Genomic DNA, 18511 nt, shown 5'->3' on the forward strand with positions numbered 1-18511 from the left:
CCATGTCCAGATTCTTCATCGACCGTCCGATCTTCGCCTGGGTAATCGCCCTGGTGATCATGCTGGTCGGGGCTCTATCGATCCTCAAGTTGCCGATCAACCAATACCCGAGCATTGCGCCTCCAGCCATCGCCATTTCCGTGACCTACCCGGGCGCTTCTGCGCAAACCGTGCAGGACACCGTGGTCCAGGTGATCGAGCAGCAGCTAAACGGTATCGACAATTTGCGTTATGTGTCTTCGGAAAGTAACTCCGATGGCACCATGACCATTACCGCGACCTTCGAGCAAGGCACCAACTCCGATACCGCGCAGGTCCAGGTCCAGAACAAGCTGAACCTGGCCACCCCGCTGTTGCCGCAGGAAGTGCAGCAACAAGGTATCCGCGTGACCAAGGCAGTGAAGAACTTCCTGCTGGTCATCGGCGTGGTGTCGCGTGACGGCAGCATGACCAAGGACGACCTGTCCAACTACATCGTGTCGAACATGCAGGACCCGATCTCGCGGACCGCCGGCGTCGGCGACTTCCAGGTATTCGGCTCCCAGTACGCCATGCGCATCTGGCTCGACCCGGCAAAGTTGAACAACTTCAACCTGACCCCGATCGATGTCAAAACCGCCATCGCCGCACAGAACGTCCAGGTCTCGTCCGGCCAGCTCGGCGGCCTGCCCGCCCTGCCCGGCACGCAGCTGAACGCGACGATCATCGGCAAGACCCGCCTGCAGACCGCCGAGCAATTCGAAAAGATCCTGCTCAAGGTCAACAAGGACGGCTCCCAGGTTCGCCTCAGGGATGTCGCCAGCGTCGGCCTGGGTGGTGAGAACTACAGCATCAACGCCCAGTTCAACGGCGCCCCGGCGTCCGGCCTGGCCGTGAAACTGGCCACTGGCGCCAACGCCCTGGATACCGCCAAGGCCCTGCGCACGACCATCGACAACCTCAAGCCGTTCTTCCCCGAAGGGATGGAAGTGGTGTTCCCGTACGACACCACGCCGGTGGTGACCGAATCGATCAAGGGCGTGGTTCACACCCTGGTCGAAGCGGTCGGGCTGGTGTTCCTGGTGATGTTCCTGTTCCTGCAGAACTTCCGCGCCACCATCATCACCACGATGACGGTACCGGTGGTATTGCTCGGTACATTCGGGATCCTCGCGGCAGCCGGTTTCAGCATCAATACCCTGACCATGTTCGGTATGGTGCTGGCCATCGGCTTGCTGGTGGACGATGCCATCGTCGTGGTGGAAAACGTCGAACGGGTGATGAGCGAAGAAGGCCTGTCGCCCAAGGAAGCGACCAAGAAATCCATGGGGCAGATCCAGGGAGCACTGGTCGGTATCGCCCTGGTGCTGTCGGCGGTGCTGTTGCCAATGGCCTTCTTCAGCGGCTCCACCGGTGTGATCTACAAGCAGTTCTCGATCACCATCGTCTCGGCCATGGCCCTGTCGGTACTGGTTGCCCTGATCTTCACGCCGGCGCTCTGCGCCACCATGCTCAAGGCGATTCCGAAGGGCGAGCACCACACCCCGAAACGCGGTTTCTTCGGCTGGTTCAACCGCAACTTCGACCGTGGTGTCAAAAGCTACGAGCGTGGCGTCGGCAGCATGCTGACGCACAAGGCGCCGTACCTGCTGGCCTATATCATCATCGTCGTTGGCATGATCTGGCTGTTCACCCGCATTCCAACCGCGTTCCTGCCGGAAGAAGACCAGGGCGTATTGTTCGCCCAGGTACAGACCCCCGCCGGATCGACGTCCCAGCGTACCCAGGTGGTCGTGGACGAAATGCGTGAATTCCTGCTGCGTCCGGGCAAGGATGGCGGTGAAGGCGACGCGGTGAACTCGGTGTTTACCGTGACCGGCTTCAACTTCGCCGGCCGTGGCCAAAGCTCGGGCATGGCGTTCATCATGCTGCGCCCATGGGAAGACCGTAACGCCGAGAACAGCGTGTTCAAGGTCGCAGCCCGGGCCCAGCAGCACTTCTTCACCTTCCGTGACGCCATGGTGTTTGCCTTCGCGCCACCGGCGGTACTGGAATTGGGTAACGCCACCGGTTTCGACGTGTTCCTGCAGGACCGCGCCGGTATCGGTCACGACAAGCTGATGGAAGCCCGTAACCAGTTCCTCGGCATGGCGGCGCAAAGCAAGATCCTGACTCAAGTGCGTCCGAACGGCTTGAACGATGAGCCGCAATACCAGCTGGAAATCGACGACGAGAAGGCCAGTGCCCTGGGCATTACCATCGCCGACATCAACAACACCCTGTCGATCGCCCTGGGCAGTAGCTACGTCAACGACTTCATCGACCGCGGTCGGGTGAAGAAGGTTTACGTGCAAGGCCAGCCCGGTGCGCGGATGAGCCCTGAGGACTTGCAGAAGTGGTACGTGCGCAACAGCGTCGGCACCATGGTTCCGTTCTCGGCGTTCGCCAAGGGTGAGTGGATCTACGGATCGCCGAAACTGGCCCGTTACAACGGCGTGGAAGCGGTGGAAGTCCTCGGCGCCCCGGCACCGGGTTACTCCACCGGTGAAGCCATGGCCGAAGTCGAGGCCATCGCCAAGAAACTGCCGGCCGGCGTCGGTATTTCCTGGACCGGGTTGTCCTACGAGGAACGTTTGTCGGGTTCGCAAGCGCCTGCGCTGTACGCCTTGTCGTTGCTGATGGTGTTCCTGTGCCTGGCGGCCCTCTATGAAAGCTGGTCGATTCCGATCGCGGTCATGCTGGTGGTACCGCTGGGGATCATCGGTGCGCTGATGGCCACCAGCCTGCGCGGCCTGTCCAACGACGTGTACTTCCAGGTGGGCTTGTTGACGACCATCGGCCTGGCGGCGAAAAACGCCATCCTGATTGTCGAATTCGCCAAGGAACTGCACGAACAAGGGCGCAGCCTGCGCGAGGCGGCCATCGAAGCCTGCCGCATGCGTCTGCGACCCATCATCATGACCTCGCTCGCGTTCGTGCTCGGCGTGGTGCCCCTGGCGATATCCACGGGTGCAGGTTCCGGTAGCCAGCATGCCATCGGTACCGGCGTGATTGGCGGTATGATCACCGCAACCGTTCTGGCGATCTTCTGGGTCCCACTGTTCTTCGTCACCGTGTCGGCCCTGGGTCAGCGTAAAAACGTCGACCAGCAAGACGCCATTGAAACTTCTAAAGAGGCTGGCTAATGAGCAAGTCGCTACTCTCCCTGGCCGTCGCCGCATTCGTGCTTGGTGGCTGCTCGCTGATACCTGACTATCAGCGGCCGGACGCTCCGGTGGCAGATCAATACCCGCAGGGCCAGGCGTATTCGCCAGCCCAGGCTCCGGCGCAGGCCGCTGCCGAGCAGGGCTGGAAGCAGTTTTTCCATGACCCGGCGCTGCAGCAACTGATTCAGCTGTCCCTGGAAAACAACCGCGACCTGCGTGTCGCGGCCTTGAACATCGACGCCTTTGCGGCTCAATACCGCATCTCGCGCGCCGATCTGTTCCCGGCCGTTTCGGCCAACGGTACCGGCAGCCGCCAGCGCTTGCCGGCTGACGCTTCGCAGACCGGCGAGGCCGGTATCACCAGTTCCTACTCGGCCACGGTTGGCATCAGCGCCTATGAACTGGATATGTTCGGTCGGATTCGCAGCCTGAACGAAGAAGCCCTGCAGAAGTACTTCGCCACCGAAGAAGGCCGGCGCAGCACCCAGATCAGCCTGGTGGCCAGCGTGGCCAATGCCTACCTGACCTGGCAGGCCGACAAGGAACTGCTCAAGCTGACCCAGGACACCCTCGCCGCGTTCGAGGAGAGCTACAAGCTCACCGCGCGCAGCAACGAAGTGGGCGTCGCTTCGGCCCTGGACCTGGCACAATCGCGCACCTCGGTGGAAAACGCCCGTGCGCAACTGGCCAAGTACACCCGTCAGGTCGCCCAGGATGAAAACAGCCTGGTGCTGCTGCTTGGCACCGGCATCCCGGCCAACCTGCAAGCGGCTAAACCGCTGAACGACGACCTGCTGGCCGAAGTGCCGCCTGGCCTGCCGTCGGACTTGCTGCAGCGTCGCCCGGACATCCTGCAAGCCGAGTACAACCTCAAGGCCGCCAACGCCAACATTGGCGCGGCGCGGGCAGCGTTCTTCCCGAGCATCAGCCTGACGGCCAACGCCGGGACCCTCAGCCCGGACCTGTCCGGCCTGTTCAAGGGTGGCTCGGGCACCTGGCTGTTCCAGCCGCAGATCAACCTGCCGATCTTCAACGCCGGCAGCCTGCGTGCCAGCCTGGATTACTCGAAAATCCAGAAAGACATTGGCGTGGCGAACTACGAGAAGTCCATCCAGACCGCCTTCCAGGAAGTCGCCGACGGCCTGGCCGCGCGCCAGACCTACGTCCAGCAGTTGCAGGCGCAGCAGGACTTCGTCAACGCCAACCAGGACTACTACCGCCTGGCCGAGCGTCGTTACCGCATCGGTGTCGACAGCAACCTGACCTTCCTCGATGCCCAGCGCCAGCTGTTCAGTGCCCAACAGGCATTGATCACCGACCGTCTGGCGCAACTGGTCAGCCAGGTCAACCTGTACAAGGCCTTGGGCGGTGGCTGGAATGAACAGACGGCGAAGAACGAGCCGCTGAAAGAAGAAGCGCCGAAGTTGAAATTATTCTGATAGTAGTAAAACCAATAAGCCCACCGATGGTGGGCTTATTGGTATGGCGGCCAAAGATCATATACATCGCCGGCATCTGAGCCTGATAACTTGCCGAATGACATACAGCTGCCGGTAAACCCCTCAAATTCACATTCCACATCCACGCTATCTAGTAATTAAACCATACAGCCCACCTAGAACGCGCCGGCGAAGCCTTTTACGTTAAGGACTTATCGTTACACTTTGGAACTCACAACGAACCCAGGGCAGTTCACATGTATGATTTCTGCTGGATCTTGGGCATTTATAATATCAAAATCAAACTTACCGGCTACGCTTACTACACCTTCAACTTTAGTCAAGGTCGTGAAAGTGATTTTTCCTGACGTGGAATATGGAAAACCCATAAACTCTTCAATTTCACAATATGCCTCTACTAAATCCAAACCTGAACCGATTACGTATTCTGTATTCTCTATAAGATCCAGATTCGATTCAAACTCTATATTAGCTTTACCACCCGTTACTGGGTTTGAGGCATTCAGCAAAAAATTACGAGGCGTCCAGGAAAGATAATCAATTTCACCAAAATTGATCCGACGCACTATATCGCCTTTTGTAATGGTTGTTCTAATTCCTCCGACTCCCGGCCCATGATCTTTCGCCCCACTAATGGCTGCATTGCCTTGTTCTTCTTTTTCGGCACCCATGATCACACCCTCTATTGGATTATCGTTAAAAATACACAACTACAAGGCGAGCGTATTTCTTGATCAGGATCAAAACAACTGTCATAAGTGACAGCGCGACAAACTTAAAAGTTATAAAAACCTGATATCCATGGCGAAAACTAGTCCAATAACACCACCGCCCTTCTCCCTACCTGCCTGAAATTACGCCATTCATTTTCGTTCGATAATCGCCCAAAATTCATCCCTCACAATTGAACTATCTAGTTAATTCACCGCACCATTCCATCTCAGACCAATAACAATCAGGATCCACACCGTGCCCCAGCGCCCTGCCCTTCCCGGCTGATCCCGTTCCGCTATCACCCGATCCGAATCTTCAAATGCAGCCTCAGGTTGCGGCACATCCTGTTGCATCCACAACAATTAGAGAGACCCGAGCCCATGACGCCTTCCACCGCGCATTATTTCCTCCCAAGCTTGATCGCCGTCGCCTTGACCGCAACCGCAACTACCGTGACCGCCGAAGAGCCGGGTTTTGTCGAGGGCGCCAAGGTCAACCTGAACCTGCGCAACTTCTACATCAACCGCAATTTCACCAACCCGACCAAGGCCCAAGGCAAGGCCGAAGAGTGGACGCAAAGCTTCATCCTCGATGCCAAGTCCGGCTTTACCCAAGGCACCGTCGGTTTCGGCATGGATGTGCTGGGCCTGTACTCGGTGAAACTCGATGGCGGCAAAGGTACTGGCGGTACCCAACTGCTGCCGCTGGACAGTGACGGCCGCCCGGCCGACAACTTCGGTCGCACCAACGTGGCGTTCAAGGCCAAGCTGTCGCAGACCGAAGCGAAAGTGGGCGAATGGATGCCGGTGCTGCCGATCCTGCGTTCGGACGACGGTCGTTCCCTGCCGCAAACCTTCCGCGGCGGCCAACTCACCTCGAAGGAAATCGACGGCCTGACGCTGTACGGCGGTCAGTTCCGCCAGAACAGCCCGCGCGACGACAGCAGCATGGGCGACATGTCGATGACCGGCAAAGCCGCGTTCACCTCCGACCGTTTCAACTTCCAGGGCGGCGAGTACCTGTTCAACGATAAACGCACCCAGATCGGTGTGTGGAACGCCGAACTGAAGGACATCTACAGCCAGCAATTCATCAGCCTGACCCACAGCCAACCCATCGGCGCCTGGACCCTCGGCGCCAACCTCGGTTACTTCTACGGCAAGGATGACGGCAGCGCCCGAGCCGGCGAGCTGGACAACAAAACCATGTACGGCCTGTTCTCGGCCAAGTACGGCGGCAACACCTTTTACGTCGGCCTGCAGAAACTTACCGGCGACAGCCCGTGGATGCGGGTCAACGGCACCAGCGGCGGCACCCTGGCCAACGACAGCTACAACTCCAGCTACGACAACGCCCGGGAAAAATCCTGGCAAGTGCGCCACGACTACAACTTCGTTGCCCTCGGCGTGCCGGGCCTGACCCTGATGAACCGCTACATCAGCGGCGATAACGTGCACACCGGCACGATCACCGATGGCAAGGAATGGGGGCGTGAAAGTGAACTGGGCTACACCGTGCAGAGTGGTGCGCTGAAAGACCTGAATGTGAAGTGGCGCAACTCGACGATGCGCCGCGACTACAGCAACAACGAGTTTGATGAGAACCGCGTGATCATCAGCTATCCGATCAGCCTGCTCTAAACCTCTGCTGCCTGATCGTTCCCACGCTCTGCGTGGGAATGCAGCCCGGGACGCTCCGCGTCCCTTCCCTTCCAAAGCCGAACGCAGAGCGTCCGTTGAGGCATTCCCACGCAGAGCGTGGGAACGATCAATCGCGGGGGATCACTCCCGCGATTCAACCCCCAACTCATCCCACACCGACTCAGCCAGGTGGAACGTCGCATTGGCTGCCGGAATCCCGCAGTAGATCGCGCTCTGCATGATCACTTCCTTGATCTCGCTACGGCTCACGCCATTGTTGGCGGCGGCGCGCAGGTGCAGTTTGAGTTCGCCCTCGCGGTTCATGCCGATCAGCATGGCGATGGTGATCAGGCTGCGGGTGTGACGCGGCAGGCCCGGACGGGTCCAGATGTCGCCCCAGGCGTGGCGGGTGATCATTTCCTGGAACTCCGAGTTGAACTCGGTCAGGGTGGTCAGGCTGCGATCGACATGGGCATCGCCCAGAACAGCGCGACGGACCTTCATGCCCTCGTCGTAACGTTGTTTCTCGTCCACGGAATTCCCCTCAACGAGCCGTCAGGAAGGCCAGTACGCGGTCGCTGAAATCAGCGCCGGCCTGGACGTTGGACAAGTGCGCGGCATAGAACTCGGCGTACTCGGCACCCGGCACGTGCTCCTGGATGAAGTGCCCGCCGGACGGCGGCGTGACCGCATCCTGGGTGCCGGCGATCACCAGCAGCGGCGCCTTGATCGAGGACAACTGGTCGCGGAAATCGGCATCGCGCACCGCCGCACAGTTGGCCGCATAGCCTTCAGGCGATGTCGCCGCCAGCATGTCGGTAATCTGCTTGGCCGCCGCCGGGTTGGCTTCGGAGAAATCCGGAGTAAACCAGCGTGCAATCGATGCATCGCGCAAGGCGACCATCGCTGCCTGACCGTCACGCAACACCGTTTCGATACGCGGGTTCCAGATCGACGGATCGCCGATTTTCGCCGCCGTGTTGCACACGATCAGCTTATTCAGACGTTCGCCGGCGTTGATCCCCAGCCACTGGCCGATCAGGCCGCCCATGGACAGGCCGCAGAAATGTGCGCGTTCGATGTGCAAGGCATCCAGCAGTGCCAATACGTCACGGCCCAGTTGTTCGATGCTGTAAGGGCCCGGTGTCACCAACGATTGGCCGTGGCCGCGGGTGTCGAAACGCAGCACACGAAAGTGCTCCGTGAACGCCGGAATCTGCGCGTCCCACATGTGCAGGTCGGTGCCCAGCGAGTTGGACAGCACCAGCACCGGCGCATCGACCGGCCCATCAAGTTGCGGCCCTTGAATTTGGTAGTGCAGTTCGCCATCGGCGAGTTGTACGAAAGCCACAGCAGTCTCCTTCAGGCAGTCATTGCAGAGTGTTCAGCCACCGCTCGCTCGACCCAGGTACGGGCCTGACCGAGATAATGGGCGGGGTCCAGCAGATGATCGAGTTCAGTGGCCGACAGCTCGGCAGTCACTTGCGGTTCGTCACCAAGTACGGCACGCAGATGGCGTTGTTCGGCGACGGCGCGTTTGCAGCATTGTTCCAGCAGGTGATGCGCGGTGTCGCGGCCGACCCGTTGTGCGAGGACGATGCTCACCGCTTCAGCAAGCACCAGGCCCTGGGTCAGGTCGAGATTGCGGGCCATGCGTTCGGCGTCCACTTCCAGGCCGCCTGTGACCAGCAGCGCCTGCTTGAGACTGCCGGACACCAGGCAGCAAATTTCCGGCAGGGTTTCCCACTCGGCATGCCACAGCCCCAGGCTGCGCTCGTGCTCCTGCGGCATGGCGCTGAACAGTGTCGACAGCAGGCCTGGCACGCGAGTCGCCGCGCCAATCAGCACCGCCGCGCCGACTGGATTGCGTTTATGCGGCATGGTCGAAGAGCCACCCTTGCCCGGCGCCGAAGGCTCGAACACCTCGGCGGCTTCGGTTTGCATCAGCAAGCTGATATCGCGACCGAGCTTGCCGAGACTACCGGCGATCAATCCGAGCACCGAGCCAAACTCCACCAGGCGATCGCGCTGAGTGTGCCAGGGTTGGTCGGGCAAGCTCAGTTGCAGCTCTTCGGCCAACGCCTGGGCAATCGGCATCGCCTGTTCACCGAGGGCCGCGAGGGTTCCGGAGGCGCCACCGAATTGCAGCACCAGCAGGCGCGGCCTGAGCTCTTGCAGACGTTGACGGCTGCGGGTGACGGCGCCCAGCCAACCGGCGATTTTCATGCCGAGGGTCACCGGCGTCGCATGTTGCAACCAGGTGCGCCCGGCCAGTGGCGTGGCGACATGACGTTGGGCCTGGGTGGCGAGGGTGTCGCCCAGTTGCGCCAGATCGCTGTCGATCAATTCCAGCGCCCGGCGCAATTGCAACACCAGGCCGCTATCCATTACATCCTGGCTGGTGGCGCCCAGATGCACGTAGCGTTCGGCTTGCGCATCGCTCGCGGCGATTTGCTTGCCCAGCGCCTTGACCAACGGGATCGCCGAATTACCCGCCGTGGCAATTGCCTCGCCGAGGGCGGCAAAATCGTAATGCCCGGCCTGGCACGCCGCTTCAATCGGTGCCACCGCGGTAGGCGGAATCACGCCGACCCGCGCTTCGGCCCGGGCCAGCGCCGCTTCGAAATCGAGCATGGCCTGGACCCGGCCCTGATCGCAGAACACTTCGCGCATATCGCTGGCAGTGAAATAGGCATCGAACAATTGATTGCCCGGTCGCTCGTTCATAAACAGTCCCTGGAGGCGCGGGCCGCTCAGGCCCGCGGATGTGGATCAAAGGTCGTTTTCTAGATACTTCGCATGCTTGGGCAGACGCAGGCTGAACAGGAACGCTATCGCCATCATCAACGTCACGTACCAGTAGAAGGAGTTTTCCATGCCGACTGCCTTGAGGCTCAGGGCAACATATTCCGCCGAACCGCCGAAGATTGCATTCGCCACCGCGTAAGCCAGGCCAACACCCAGTGCACGCACCTCAGGCGGGAACATTTCGGCTTTTACCAGACCGCTGATCGAGGTGTAGAAACTGACGATCGCCAGCGCCAGGGTAATCAGCACGAAGGCCAGGAATGGACTGGTGACGCTTTTCAGGCTGAGCAGGATCGGCACGGTGCACAGCGTGCCGAGTGCGCCAAACCACAGCATCGAGTTCCGGCGGCCGATCTTGTCCGAGAGCATGCCGAAGATCGGCTGCATGCACATATAAAGGAACAGTGCGCCGGTCATGATGTAGCTGGCGGTCTTGGCGTGCATGCCGGCGGTGTTCACCAGGTATTTCTGCATATACGTGGTGAAGGTGTAGAAAATCAGCGAGCCGCCGGCGGTGTAACCGAGCACGGTGATGAACGCGGCTTTATGGTCGCGGAACAACGCGCGAATGCTGCCGGCGTCCTTGTTTTCGCGCATTTCCTTGCTGGTGGTTTCTTTCAGCGAACGACGCAGGTACAGCGAAACCAAGGCCGCCATGGCACCGACCACGAACGGAATCCGCCAGCCGTAGGCACGCAAGTCATCCTCGGTGAGGAACTGTTGCAGGACCACCACCAACGACACCGCCAGCAACTGCCCGCCGATCAGGGTCACGTACTGGAACGAGGCGAAGAAACCGCGCTGGCCCTTGAGGGCGACTTCGCTCATGTAGGTAGCGGTGGTGCCGTATTCGCCGCCCACCGACAGGCCCTGGAGCAAACGGGCGAACAGCAACATGATCGGGGCCCAGACCCCGATGTCCTTGTAGGTGGGCAGGCAGGCGATGAGCAACGAACCGAAGCACATCATCAGAATCGATATCAGCATCGAATTCTTGCGCCCGTGCTTGTCTGCGAGACGGCCGAAAATCCAGCCGCCAATCGGACGCATCAGGAACCCGGCGGCAAAGACGCCCGCTGTGTTGACCAACTGCACCGTGGGGTTGTCGGACGGGAAAAAGGCTGGCGCGAAATAGATCGCGCAGAAGGCGTAGACGTAGAAGTCGAACCATTCGACGAGGTTGCCCGACGATGCGCCGACGATGGCGAAGATCCGCTTGCTGCGTTCTTCGCCTGTGTAGAGCGCTGCAGGAGCTGTAGTTGGGGTTGTCATTGTTTTGTTCACTCAATGGGGACAGTGAGAGTCTAGACACACTTTGTAACAGTCCCGTTCCGCAGATGGATCACCAACACGATTCCCTTGTAGGAGCGAGCCTGCTCGCGATGGGCGCCAACGATAACGCGGGGAATCTGAATGCCCGCGTTGGCGAGACGTTTTTCGCGAGCATGCTCGCTCCTACAGGGTTTTGTGGTGTTCGATCAATAATCGAAGAACACCGTCTCGGCATCAGTGCCCTGCAGAATCACATTCCACTGATAAACACCGCTGGCATCCTGCTTGGCCAGCAAGGTGCTGCGGCGCTCGGCCGGAACGCATTCGAGCAACGGGTCGTCCACGTTGGCCGGTTCGCCATCGAAGTAGATCCGCGTCAGCAAGTGCTTTACCAAACCACGGGCAAACACCAGCACCACCAGGTGCGGCGCCTGGGTCGTGCCCTTGAGGCCTTCAACCGTGCCCGGCTTGATGGTGGTAAAGCGGAAACGCCCTTCGGCGTCCACCGGCACCCGGCCAAAGCCTTCGAAGTTCGGGTCCAGGGGTTTGTCCTGATCGTCTTCAGGGTGGTCGTACTTGCCGGCGGCGTTGGCCTGCCAGACTTCCAGCATCGCGTCGTTGACGACATCACCGTTGCCATCGACCACTTGCCCGGTGATCGCCACGCGCTCGCCCAGGGTTTGTTCGACGGTCAGGTTTTCGCGATTAAGCCAGGTCAGGCCGATATGGTAGTAAGGCCCTACGGTGTGGGACGTGGTCGCAGTCAGCGTCATCTTATTTCTCCATCGGCGTGGCGTCGCGGCCACGCAATACGATGTCCCAGCGATAACCGAGGGCGTAGGAAGGGATGGTTTTTTCCAGATCGAAACTGGCGATCAAACGCTCCTTGGCACTGGTATCGGGCACGCAGTTGTAGATCGGGTCGTACGCCAGCAGCGGGTCCCCGGGGAAATACATCTGCGTGACCAGGCGCGTCAGGATGCTCGGCCCGAACAGCGAGAAATGGATGTGCGCCGGACGCCAGGCGTTGTGGTGGTTACCCCATGGATACGCGCCGGGCTTGATGGTCTGGAACTGGTACCAGCCATCGGCATCGGTCACGGTACGGCCGGTGCCGGTGAAGTTCGGGTCCAGCGGTGCATCGTGCAGGTCCCGGGGATGGTTGTAGCGTCCGGCGGCGTTGGCTTGCCAGATCTCCACCAGGATCCCCGGCACCGGCAGGCCGTTTTCATCCAGCACACGGCCGTGGATGATGATGCGCTCACCCTGAGGCTGCCCTTCGTGCTGGGCGGTCAGGTCGTTGTCCTTCTCGTTGATGCGCTCGGCACCAACGGTAGGACCGGTGATTTCCGACAACGAGTGCGGCAAGAACACTAGCGGCTTGGACGGCGAGCGCAGGTTGGTGGATTGATAGGTCGGGTGCAGGTAGGCAGGCTGGGTGCCTTCCTGCGGGCGACGGTAACCAGGCTTGTCAGTCATGAAACATTCCTCAGTTCTTATAAGTCTTTTCGAGCGCGTCAGACGCGCTCGATCGCCAGGGCCAGACCCTGGCCGACACCGACGCACATGGTCGCCAGACCTTTCTTGCCACCGTTTTTTTCCAGCTGATGCAGGGCTGTCAAAACCAGTCGTGCACCGCTCATGCCCAACGGATGCCCCAAGGCAATGGCACCACCGTTCGGGTTGACTTGAGGTGCGTCGTCCGCCAGCCCCAGTTCACGCAGTACCGCCAGGCCTTGGCTGGCGAACGCTTCGTTGAGTTCGATGACGTCGAAATCGCTGACCGCCACACCCAGGCGTTCGGTCAACTTGCGCACCGCTGGCACCGGGCCAATACCCATCACCCGAGGTGCAACACCGGCGCTGGCCATGCCCAATACTTTGGCGCGAGCGGTCAGACCGTGCTTTTTCACCGCTTCGGCCGAGGCCAGGATCAAGGCCGCCGCGCCGTCGTTCACACCGGAAGCGTTGCCGGCGGTGACGGTTTTGTCCGGGCCATTGACCGGTTTGAGTTTGGCCAGGGTTTCCAGGGACGTGTCGGCGCGCGGATGCTCATCCTGGCTGACCACTGTTTCACCCTTCTTGTGGGCAATGCGCACTTCGACGATTTCTTCGGCGAAAAAGCCCGCGGCTTGCGCGGCAGCGGTGCGTTGCTGGCTGCGCAGGGCGAAAGCGTCCTGATCTTCACGGGACACTTGATAATCGTCGGCGACGTTGTCGGCGGTCTGCGGCATCGCATCCACACCGTACTGGGCCTTCATCAACGGGTTGATGAAGCGCCAGCCAATGGTAGTGTCTTCCAGCTTCATGTTGCGCGAGAACGCGGCGTCCGCCTTGCCCATCACGAACGGCGCGCGGGACATCGATTCGACGCCACCCGCAATCGCCAGCTCCATTTCGCCACTGGCGATGGCGCGGAACGCGGTACCGATGGCATCCATGCCCGAAGCGCACAGGCGATTAAGGGTCACGCCGGGAATGGTTTCCGGCAGACCCGCCAACAGCAGCGCCATGCGCGCCACGTTGCGGTTGTCTTCACCGGCCTGGTTGGCACAGCCGAGGAACACCTCGTCCACTGCATTCCAGTCCACCGACGGGTTGCGCTCCATCAAGGCCTTGATCGGCACGGCGGCCAGGTCGTCGGCGCGAACCGCCGACAAGCCTCCGCCGAAACGGCCGATGGGGGTACGAATCGCGTCGCAGATATAAACTTCACGCATCATGCTTCTCCTGGGGTTTGGCCGTGGGCGGCTGCGGTGCGGGCTTCCAGATCACGCAGCGCGGTCAGCTCGACTTCGGTCGGCTCGGCAGTGGTGTCGACGCTATCGGCAAAGCGGATCGGCCAACCGGTCGCCGCGACCACTTGCTCGCGGGTCACGCCCGGGTGCAGTGCGGTGACCACGAACTCGTGGGTGTCGGCTTCCGGCTCCATGATGCACAAGTCGGTAATGATTCCCACTGGACCGGCGCCCGGCAGGCCCAGACGCTTGCGTGAATCACCACCCTCGCCATGGCCGACCGAAGTGATGAAATCGAGTTTGTCGACGAACGAACGCGACGACTGCTTGAGAATGATCAGCACGCTCTTGGCGGAACCAGCAATCTCCGGCGCGCCACCGGCACCCGGCAGACGCACTTTCGGTGCATGGTAATCACCGACCACGGTGGTGTTGATGTTGCCGAAACGGTCGACTTGCGCAGCGCCGAGGAAACCGACGTCGATACGCCCGCCCTGCAGCCAGTAGCGGAAAATCTCACCGGTCGGGACCACGGTATCAGCGGTTTCCGCCAGTTCACCATCACCGATCGACAGTGGCAGTACGCTCGGCTTGGCGCCGATTGGGCCCGATTCGTAGATCAGGACCACGTCCGGCGAGGACGTCAGGCGCGCCAGGTTGGCCGCTTTCGACGGCAGGCCGATACCCACGAAGCACACAGAACCGTTCTTCAGCCTGCGGGCGGCAGCCACGGTCATCATTTCATTGGTGGTGTAAGTCATTACTTCGCCTCCGAAGCGGCGGCCAGTTTGGCCTGGAACTCGCTGAAGTCAGCGCTGCCATGGATGTACTCGTTGATCCATGCAGTGAAGGTTTCACGGTCGCGGGCAATCGGGTCCCAGGCCTGGTAGAAACGGTTGTCCCGCTCGTTGTAACCATGGGCGTAGGACGGATGCGCGCCACCAGGGACGTGGCAAACCGCGCTCAGGGCCCAGGTGGGCAGGACACAGGAGTTCATCGGTGCGTTCAGGTCGTCGACGATTTCCTCAACGGTGACGATGCAGCGCTTGGCAGCCAGCGCGGCTTCTTTCTGCACGCCGAGAATGCCCCACAACAGCACGTTGCCCTTGCGGTCGGCTTTTTGCGCGTGAATCACGGTGATATCCGGGCGTACCGAAGGCACGGCGGCGAGCACTTCACCGGTGAACGGGCAGGTGACGGACTTGATCAGTGGGTTGACTTTCGGCAGGTCGGAACCGGCGTAGGCACGCAGCACCGCGAACGGCAGCCCGGAAGCGCCGGCAACATAGGCGTTAGCCAGGTCGGCGTGACTGTGTTCTTCAATTTCCAGGGCGTGGGGCCACTGCTTCTCGACGGCGTCACGCAGACGATGCAACGAACCGACACCCGGGTTGCCGCCCCAGGAGAAAATCAGCTTGCGCGCACAACCGGCACCGATCAACTGGTCGTAGATCAGGTCGGGGGTCATCCGCACCAGGGTCAGGTCTTTCTTGCCCTGGCGAATGAGTTCGTGACCCGCCGCTGTCGGGATCAGATGGGTAAAGCCTTCGAGTGCGACCGTATCGCCGTCGTTCACGAATTGCTTTACCGCGTCGTGCAGCGAAAGAATTTCAGCCATCGGGGCAGGCTCCCGTTTGTTATTAACCAACTGATAAAAAGGCGCCGATGCGCAGCGCCGGAGTGGTTAAAGATTAAGCGCGTGCCCCACACCAAACAATCCGATAATCGACTGAGTGTTCGTTTATCGAACACATTGTTGTCAGGCTACCGTTTTGTCTTGCCTATGATCGTTCCCACGCTCTGCGTGGGAATGCAGCCCGGGACGCTCCGCGTCCCTGCCGAAGCGGACGCAGAGCGCAGGAACGATCAAGGTAAAATGTCAGGTCGCATCCGCATGACTGACCACACCCTTGATCACCACTGCCGCAGTCGCCAAAGCCGCCGGAATCACCAGTGCCGTCAGCACTTGCTCGAAATTCCAGCCCAGTCCCAGCAGTGTCGCGCCCATCCATGCACCGAGGATCGCGCCGAAGCGGCCAATCCCGAGCATCCATGACACCCCGGTGGCACGCCCTTGAGTCGGATAAAACCGCGCCGCCAGCGAAGGCATCGCCGATTGCGCACCGTTGACACACATGCCCGCCACCAACACCAGGGTCGCCAGTAAGGTGATATTGCCCAGGCTCTGCCCTACCGCGTAGGCAAACACCCCGGCCAACAGATAGAAAGTACCGATGACCTTATGCGGATTGAAGCGATCCATGGCCCAGCCAACGCCCACCGCGCTCAACACCCCGCCGAATTGGAACAGCGCGCCGATGAACGCGGCCTGCTCCATGCTCGCACCGCTGTCGCGCATCAGGGTCGGCAGCCAGCTGGTCAGCAGGTAAACGATCACCAGGCCCATGAAGTAGGTCAGCCATAGCAGCAAGGTGCCGACGCTGTAGGTGCCGGAGAAGATCACGGCAAACACGTTGCGCGCCTTCACGGTTTTCTGTTCCGGCACGCTGAAGCTCGATGCCTGGGCCACCACCTTCGGGTCGATGGGTGCCAGCGTCTTGCGTACTTTGTCGGTGCCGCGATTACGCACGACCAGAAAACGCGCCGATTCCGGTAGCCAGATCAGCAACACGACGCCGAGGATCAACGGCAGGATCCCGCCGATCAACAGCAAGCTATGCCAGCCGAACGCGGGGATCAGCTTGGCCGAAATGAATCCGCCACCGGCCATGCCCAGGTTGAAGCCGCAGAACATGCTGGTCACCAGCAGGGATTTCTTGCGCTCCGGGGTGTACTCCGACAACAGGGTCGTGGCGTTGGGCATGCCCGCGCCCAAGCCGAGGCCGGTCAGGAAGCGCAATACCAGCAACTGGTCGACGTTGGTGCTGTAGGCCGAAGCCAGGCTGAAGGCACCGAACAGCAGCACAGCCCCGACCAGAACGACCTTTCGCCCAAACCGGTCAGCCAGCGGCCCGGAGCCCAACGCCCCGAAGACCATGCCGATCAGCGCCGCACTCATCACCGGGCCAAGGCTGGCGCGATCGATACCCCAATCCTGGGACAGGGCGGGCGCGATGAAGCCCATCGCCGCTGTATCGAGACCATCGAGGAAGACAATCAGGAAACACAGGATCACCACTCGCCACTGATAACGCGAAATGGGTTGGGCATTGATGAAGGACTGCACGTCGAGGCAGTTACCTACAGCAGACTGGGGCTGGTTCATTATTTTTTTTCCACGCAAAGAACGCAGTCGAACAGATATCAACCTCTAACGAGGCTGTCACGAGAAAGGGGGAGCCGGGATCAGGTGATCGAGCTCCGGCAAAATAACCGGGGAGAACGGCGACAGTCAGGGAATGTGCGCATGGGTGCCTCTTCTCATTATTATGGGGTCGTCGTCCGGAGCCGGATCGAGATCGCCAGCGCCGGGTGGCGCTGGCGCGACATTAATGAGGCAAGGGAAAGAGCGTCAATTCGTCAAACGCGAGTCTGTGCGATTATCGAACAGCTTAGGAAAACAGCTGGGTACTGAGGTCACGACTGGCACTCAGCAGGCCGGGCAGGAAACGCTGCTCGAGCTCGCTGCGGCTAACCCGACCGGCGTGGGTACTGACGTTGAGAGCCGCGACCACCTGGCCGGAAGCGTCGTATACCGGGACGGCGATCGAACGTAGCCCCTGCTCGAGCTCTTGATCGACGATGCACCAACCCTGCTGACGTACTTCCTGCAGGCATTCGAGCAAGGCTTGGGGGGTATGAATGGTTCGACTGGTCTTGGCTTGCAGGTCGGCGTGGTCGAGATACTCGCGCAATGAACTGTCATCGAGGGCGGCGAGCAGGATCCTGCCCATCGACGTGCAATAGGCCGGCAGGCGCCCGCCCACCGAAAGGTCGACCGAAATCAGGCGCTGGGTGGTCGCCGAACGCGCGATATATAAAATGTCATCGCCTTCCAGGGTAGCCATGTTGCAGGCCTCGTGGAGTTGCTCGCTCATGCGGTCCAGGTAGGGTTGCGCAGAAACCGCCAGCGGCGTCGAGGACACATAGGCATGGCCCAGGGTCAGGACTTTGGGCAACAACGAATACGTTCGGCCATCGGTCGTGGCATAACCGAGTTTGATCAGCGTGTGCAGGCAACGTCGCACGGCGGCGCGGGGAATTTCCGTACGATGGCTGATCTGCGCAATGGTCAAGTGCCGCTTGCGCTCCTGGAAGGCTTGCACCACGGCCAGTCCACGCGCCAGCGAGGTCATGAAATCCGGATCACCGGTCAGGGCCTGGATGCGCTTGGCGGGTGAAGCGACGATCGGCGGTGCCACCGAAGCGAAGGAGTTGCGCAGTTGATCGTTCATACAAGGTCCTTTTCCCGGACGGATCGGCGAGCTATTACAGGGCACTGGGTGCAGGGTATACAAGCCCGACTCGGTATCATCGGGCGATTATCGAACCATTGCGCGATAATCGCAACCGATGCTGCTCACGACGCAATCGCCCATGCAGCCATCGATACAAGTTTTTTTGTGCAAGCGCTGCAGACTTCATGACGCAATGTAACTGTCTTAAGTTGTGCGACTTAATGACGTCAGAAAGACATCACCGTAGTGTGGCATCCTCCTATGCCCTAGTTGCCAGTTACGGTTATGGGTAAAAAACAATCACACATCAAGATCCACTTTTAACTCTCTCGTGAT

15 protein-coding genes are annotated in these 18511 nt (G+C 60.4%); 3 read left to right on the plus strand and 12 right to left on the minus strand.

The window, feature by feature from the left end; all coding sequences use genetic code 11:
- Positions 1 to 2 precede the first annotated feature (2 nt).
- The gene (gene emhB, locus AC1Q8Q_RS00385; RefSeq protein ID WP_020798353.1) at positions 3 to 3164 is read left to right on the plus strand and encodes an efflux RND transporter permease subunit EmhB; all 3162 of its coding nucleotides are present in this window, start codon (positions 3 to 5) and stop codon (positions 3162 to 3164) included.
- On the plus strand, positions 3164 to 4624 hold the full coding sequence (emhC, locus tag AC1Q8Q_RS00390) for an efflux RND transporter outer membrane subunit EmhC (RefSeq protein ID WP_020798352.1): 1461 nt from the start codon (positions 3164 to 3166) through the stop codon (positions 4622 to 4624). The genes emhB and emhC overlap by 1 nt, the downstream gene beginning before the upstream one ends.
- A 218-nt stretch (positions 4625 to 4842) precedes the next feature.
- Here the strand turns inward: emhC and AC1Q8Q_RS00395 are convergent, their stop codons facing one another.
- The gene (locus tag AC1Q8Q_RS00395) at positions 4843 to 5316 is read right to left on the minus strand and encodes a hypothetical protein (protein ID WP_492614733.1); all 474 of its coding nucleotides are present in this window, start codon (positions 5314 to 5316) and stop codon (positions 4843 to 4845) included.
- A gap of 423 nt (positions 5317 to 5739) precedes the next feature.
- Here AC1Q8Q_RS00395 and AC1Q8Q_RS00400 point away from each other — a divergent pair, with 423 nt between their 5' ends.
- Complete coding sequence (locus AC1Q8Q_RS00400) at positions 5740 to 6999, plus strand: OprD family porin (protein ID WP_020798349.1); 1260 nt, start codon at positions 5740 to 5742, stop codon at positions 6997 to 6999.
- Between the two features lie 141 nt (positions 7000 to 7140).
- Here the strand turns inward: AC1Q8Q_RS00400 and pcaC are convergent, their stop codons facing one another.
- The 11 genes from pcaC to pcaR all read right to left on the minus strand — a co-directional run bounded on the left by pcaC (position 7141) and on the right by pcaR (position 18172).
- On the minus strand, positions 7141 to 7533 hold the full coding sequence (pcaC, locus tag AC1Q8Q_RS00405) for a 4-carboxymuconolactone decarboxylase (RefSeq protein WP_020798348.1): 393 nt from the start codon (positions 7531 to 7533) through the stop codon (positions 7141 to 7143).
- A 10-nt stretch (positions 7534 to 7543) separates the two neighbouring features.
- Positions 7544 to 8350: a 3-oxoadipate enol-lactonase gene (gene pcaD / locus AC1Q8Q_RS00410; RefSeq protein ID WP_168757359.1), complete on the minus strand. Its 807-nt coding sequence runs from the start codon at positions 8348 to 8350 to the stop codon at positions 7544 to 7546.
- A gap of 11 nt (positions 8351 to 8361) precedes the next feature.
- Positions 8362 to 9726: a 3-carboxy-cis,cis-muconate cycloisomerase gene (locus AC1Q8Q_RS00415; protein ID WP_020798346.1), complete on the minus strand. Its 1365-nt coding sequence runs from the start codon at positions 9724 to 9726 to the stop codon at positions 8362 to 8364.
- A gap of 45 nt (positions 9727 to 9771) precedes the next feature.
- Positions 9772 to 11079: an MFS family transporter gene (locus tag AC1Q8Q_RS00420; protein WP_020798345.1), complete on the minus strand. Its 1308-nt coding sequence runs from the start codon at positions 11077 to 11079 to the stop codon at positions 9772 to 9774.
- Between the two features lie 206 nt (positions 11080 to 11285).
- On the minus strand, positions 11286 to 11852 hold the full coding sequence (pcaG, locus tag AC1Q8Q_RS00425; RefSeq protein ID WP_020798344.1) for a protocatechuate 3,4-dioxygenase subunit alpha: 567 nt from the start codon (positions 11850 to 11852) through the stop codon (positions 11286 to 11288).
- Between the two features lies 1 nt (position 11853).
- The gene (gene pcaH, locus AC1Q8Q_RS00430; RefSeq protein WP_033043621.1) at positions 11854 to 12558 is read right to left on the minus strand and encodes a protocatechuate 3,4-dioxygenase subunit beta; all 705 of its coding nucleotides are present in this window, start codon (positions 12556 to 12558) and stop codon (positions 11854 to 11856) included.
- 38 nt (positions 12559 to 12596) lie between these two features.
- Complete coding sequence (gene pcaF / locus AC1Q8Q_RS00435) at positions 12597 to 13802, minus strand: 3-oxoadipyl-CoA thiolase (RefSeq protein WP_020798342.1); 1206 nt, start codon at positions 13800 to 13802, stop codon at positions 12597 to 12599.
- On the minus strand, positions 13799 to 14578 hold the full coding sequence (locus AC1Q8Q_RS00440) for a CoA-transferase subunit beta (RefSeq protein WP_020798341.1): 780 nt from the start codon (positions 14576 to 14578) through the stop codon (positions 13799 to 13801). The genes pcaF and AC1Q8Q_RS00440 overlap by 4 nt, the downstream gene beginning before the upstream one ends.
- A complete protein-coding gene (locus AC1Q8Q_RS00445) occupies positions 14578 to 15435 on the minus strand; it encodes a CoA transferase subunit A (protein ID WP_168757358.1) in 858 nt (285 codons plus the stop codon). The genes AC1Q8Q_RS00440 and AC1Q8Q_RS00445 overlap by 1 nt, the downstream gene beginning before the upstream one ends.
- A gap of 261 nt (positions 15436 to 15696) precedes the next feature.
- Positions 15697 to 17043, minus strand: a complete 1347-nt coding sequence (gene pcaK / locus AC1Q8Q_RS00450; protein ID WP_020798339.1) for a 4-hydroxybenzoate transporter PcaK — start codon at positions 17041 to 17043, stop codon at positions 15697 to 15699.
- A gap of 286 nt (positions 17044 to 17329) precedes the next feature.
- Positions 17330 to 18172 carry a pca regulon transcriptional regulator PcaR gene (pcaR, locus tag AC1Q8Q_RS00455; RefSeq protein WP_020798338.1) on the minus strand — a complete coding sequence of 281 codons (843 nt, stop codon included), beginning with the start codon at positions 18170 to 18172 and terminating at the stop codon, positions 17330 to 17332.
- Positions 18173 to 18511 lie beyond the last annotated feature (339 nt).

This window comes from Pseudomonas sp. GW823-FHT06B06 (assembly GCF_058795195.1).

Coding starts and splice junctions, on each gene's coding strand:
- AC1Q8Q_RS00440 (WP_020798341.1), bottom strand. CDS start 14,578: ATGACTTACACCACCAATGAAATGATGACCGTGGCTGCCGCCCGCAGG.
- emhB (WP_020798353.1), top strand. CDS start 3: ATGTCCAGATTCTTCATCGACCGTCCGATCTTCGCCTGGGTAATCGCC.
- AC1Q8Q_RS00415 (WP_020798346.1), bottom strand. CDS start 9,726: ATGAACGAGCGACCGGGCAATCAATTGTTCGATGCCTATTTCACTGCC.
- pcaF (WP_020798342.1), bottom strand. CDS start 13,802: ATGATGCGTGAAGTTTATATCTGCGACGCGATTCGTACCCCCATCGGC.
- AC1Q8Q_RS00420 (WP_020798345.1), bottom strand. CDS start 11,079: ATGACAACCCCAACTACAGCTCCTGCAGCGCTCTACACAGGCGAAGAA.
- emhC (WP_020798352.1), top strand. CDS start 3,164: ATGAGCAAGTCGCTACTCTCCCTGGCCGTCGCCGCATTCGTGCTTGGT.
- AC1Q8Q_RS00400 (WP_020798349.1), top strand. CDS start 5,740: ATGACGCCTTCCACCGCGCATTATTTCCTCCCAAGCTTGATCGCCGTC.
- AC1Q8Q_RS00445 (WP_168757358.1), bottom strand. CDS start 15,435: ATGGCTGAAATTCTTTCGCTGCACGACGCGGTAAAGCAATTCGTGAAC.
- pcaG (WP_020798344.1), bottom strand. CDS start 11,852: ATGACGCTGACTGCGACCACGTCCCACACCGTAGGGCCTTACTACCAT.
- pcaR (WP_020798338.1), bottom strand. CDS start 18,172: ATGAACGATCAACTGCGCAACTCCTTCGCTTCGGTGGCACCGCCGATC.
- AC1Q8Q_RS00395 (WP_492614733.1), bottom strand. CDS start 5,316: ATGGGTGCCGAAAAAGAAGAACAAGGCAATGCAGCCATTAGTGGGGCG.
- pcaK (WP_020798339.1), bottom strand. CDS start 17,043: ATGAACCAGCCCCAGTCTGCTGTAGGTAACTGCCTCGACGTGCAGTCC.
- pcaH (WP_033043621.1), bottom strand. CDS start 12,558: ATGACTGACAAGCCTGGTTACCGTCGCCCGCAGGAAGGCACCCAGCCT.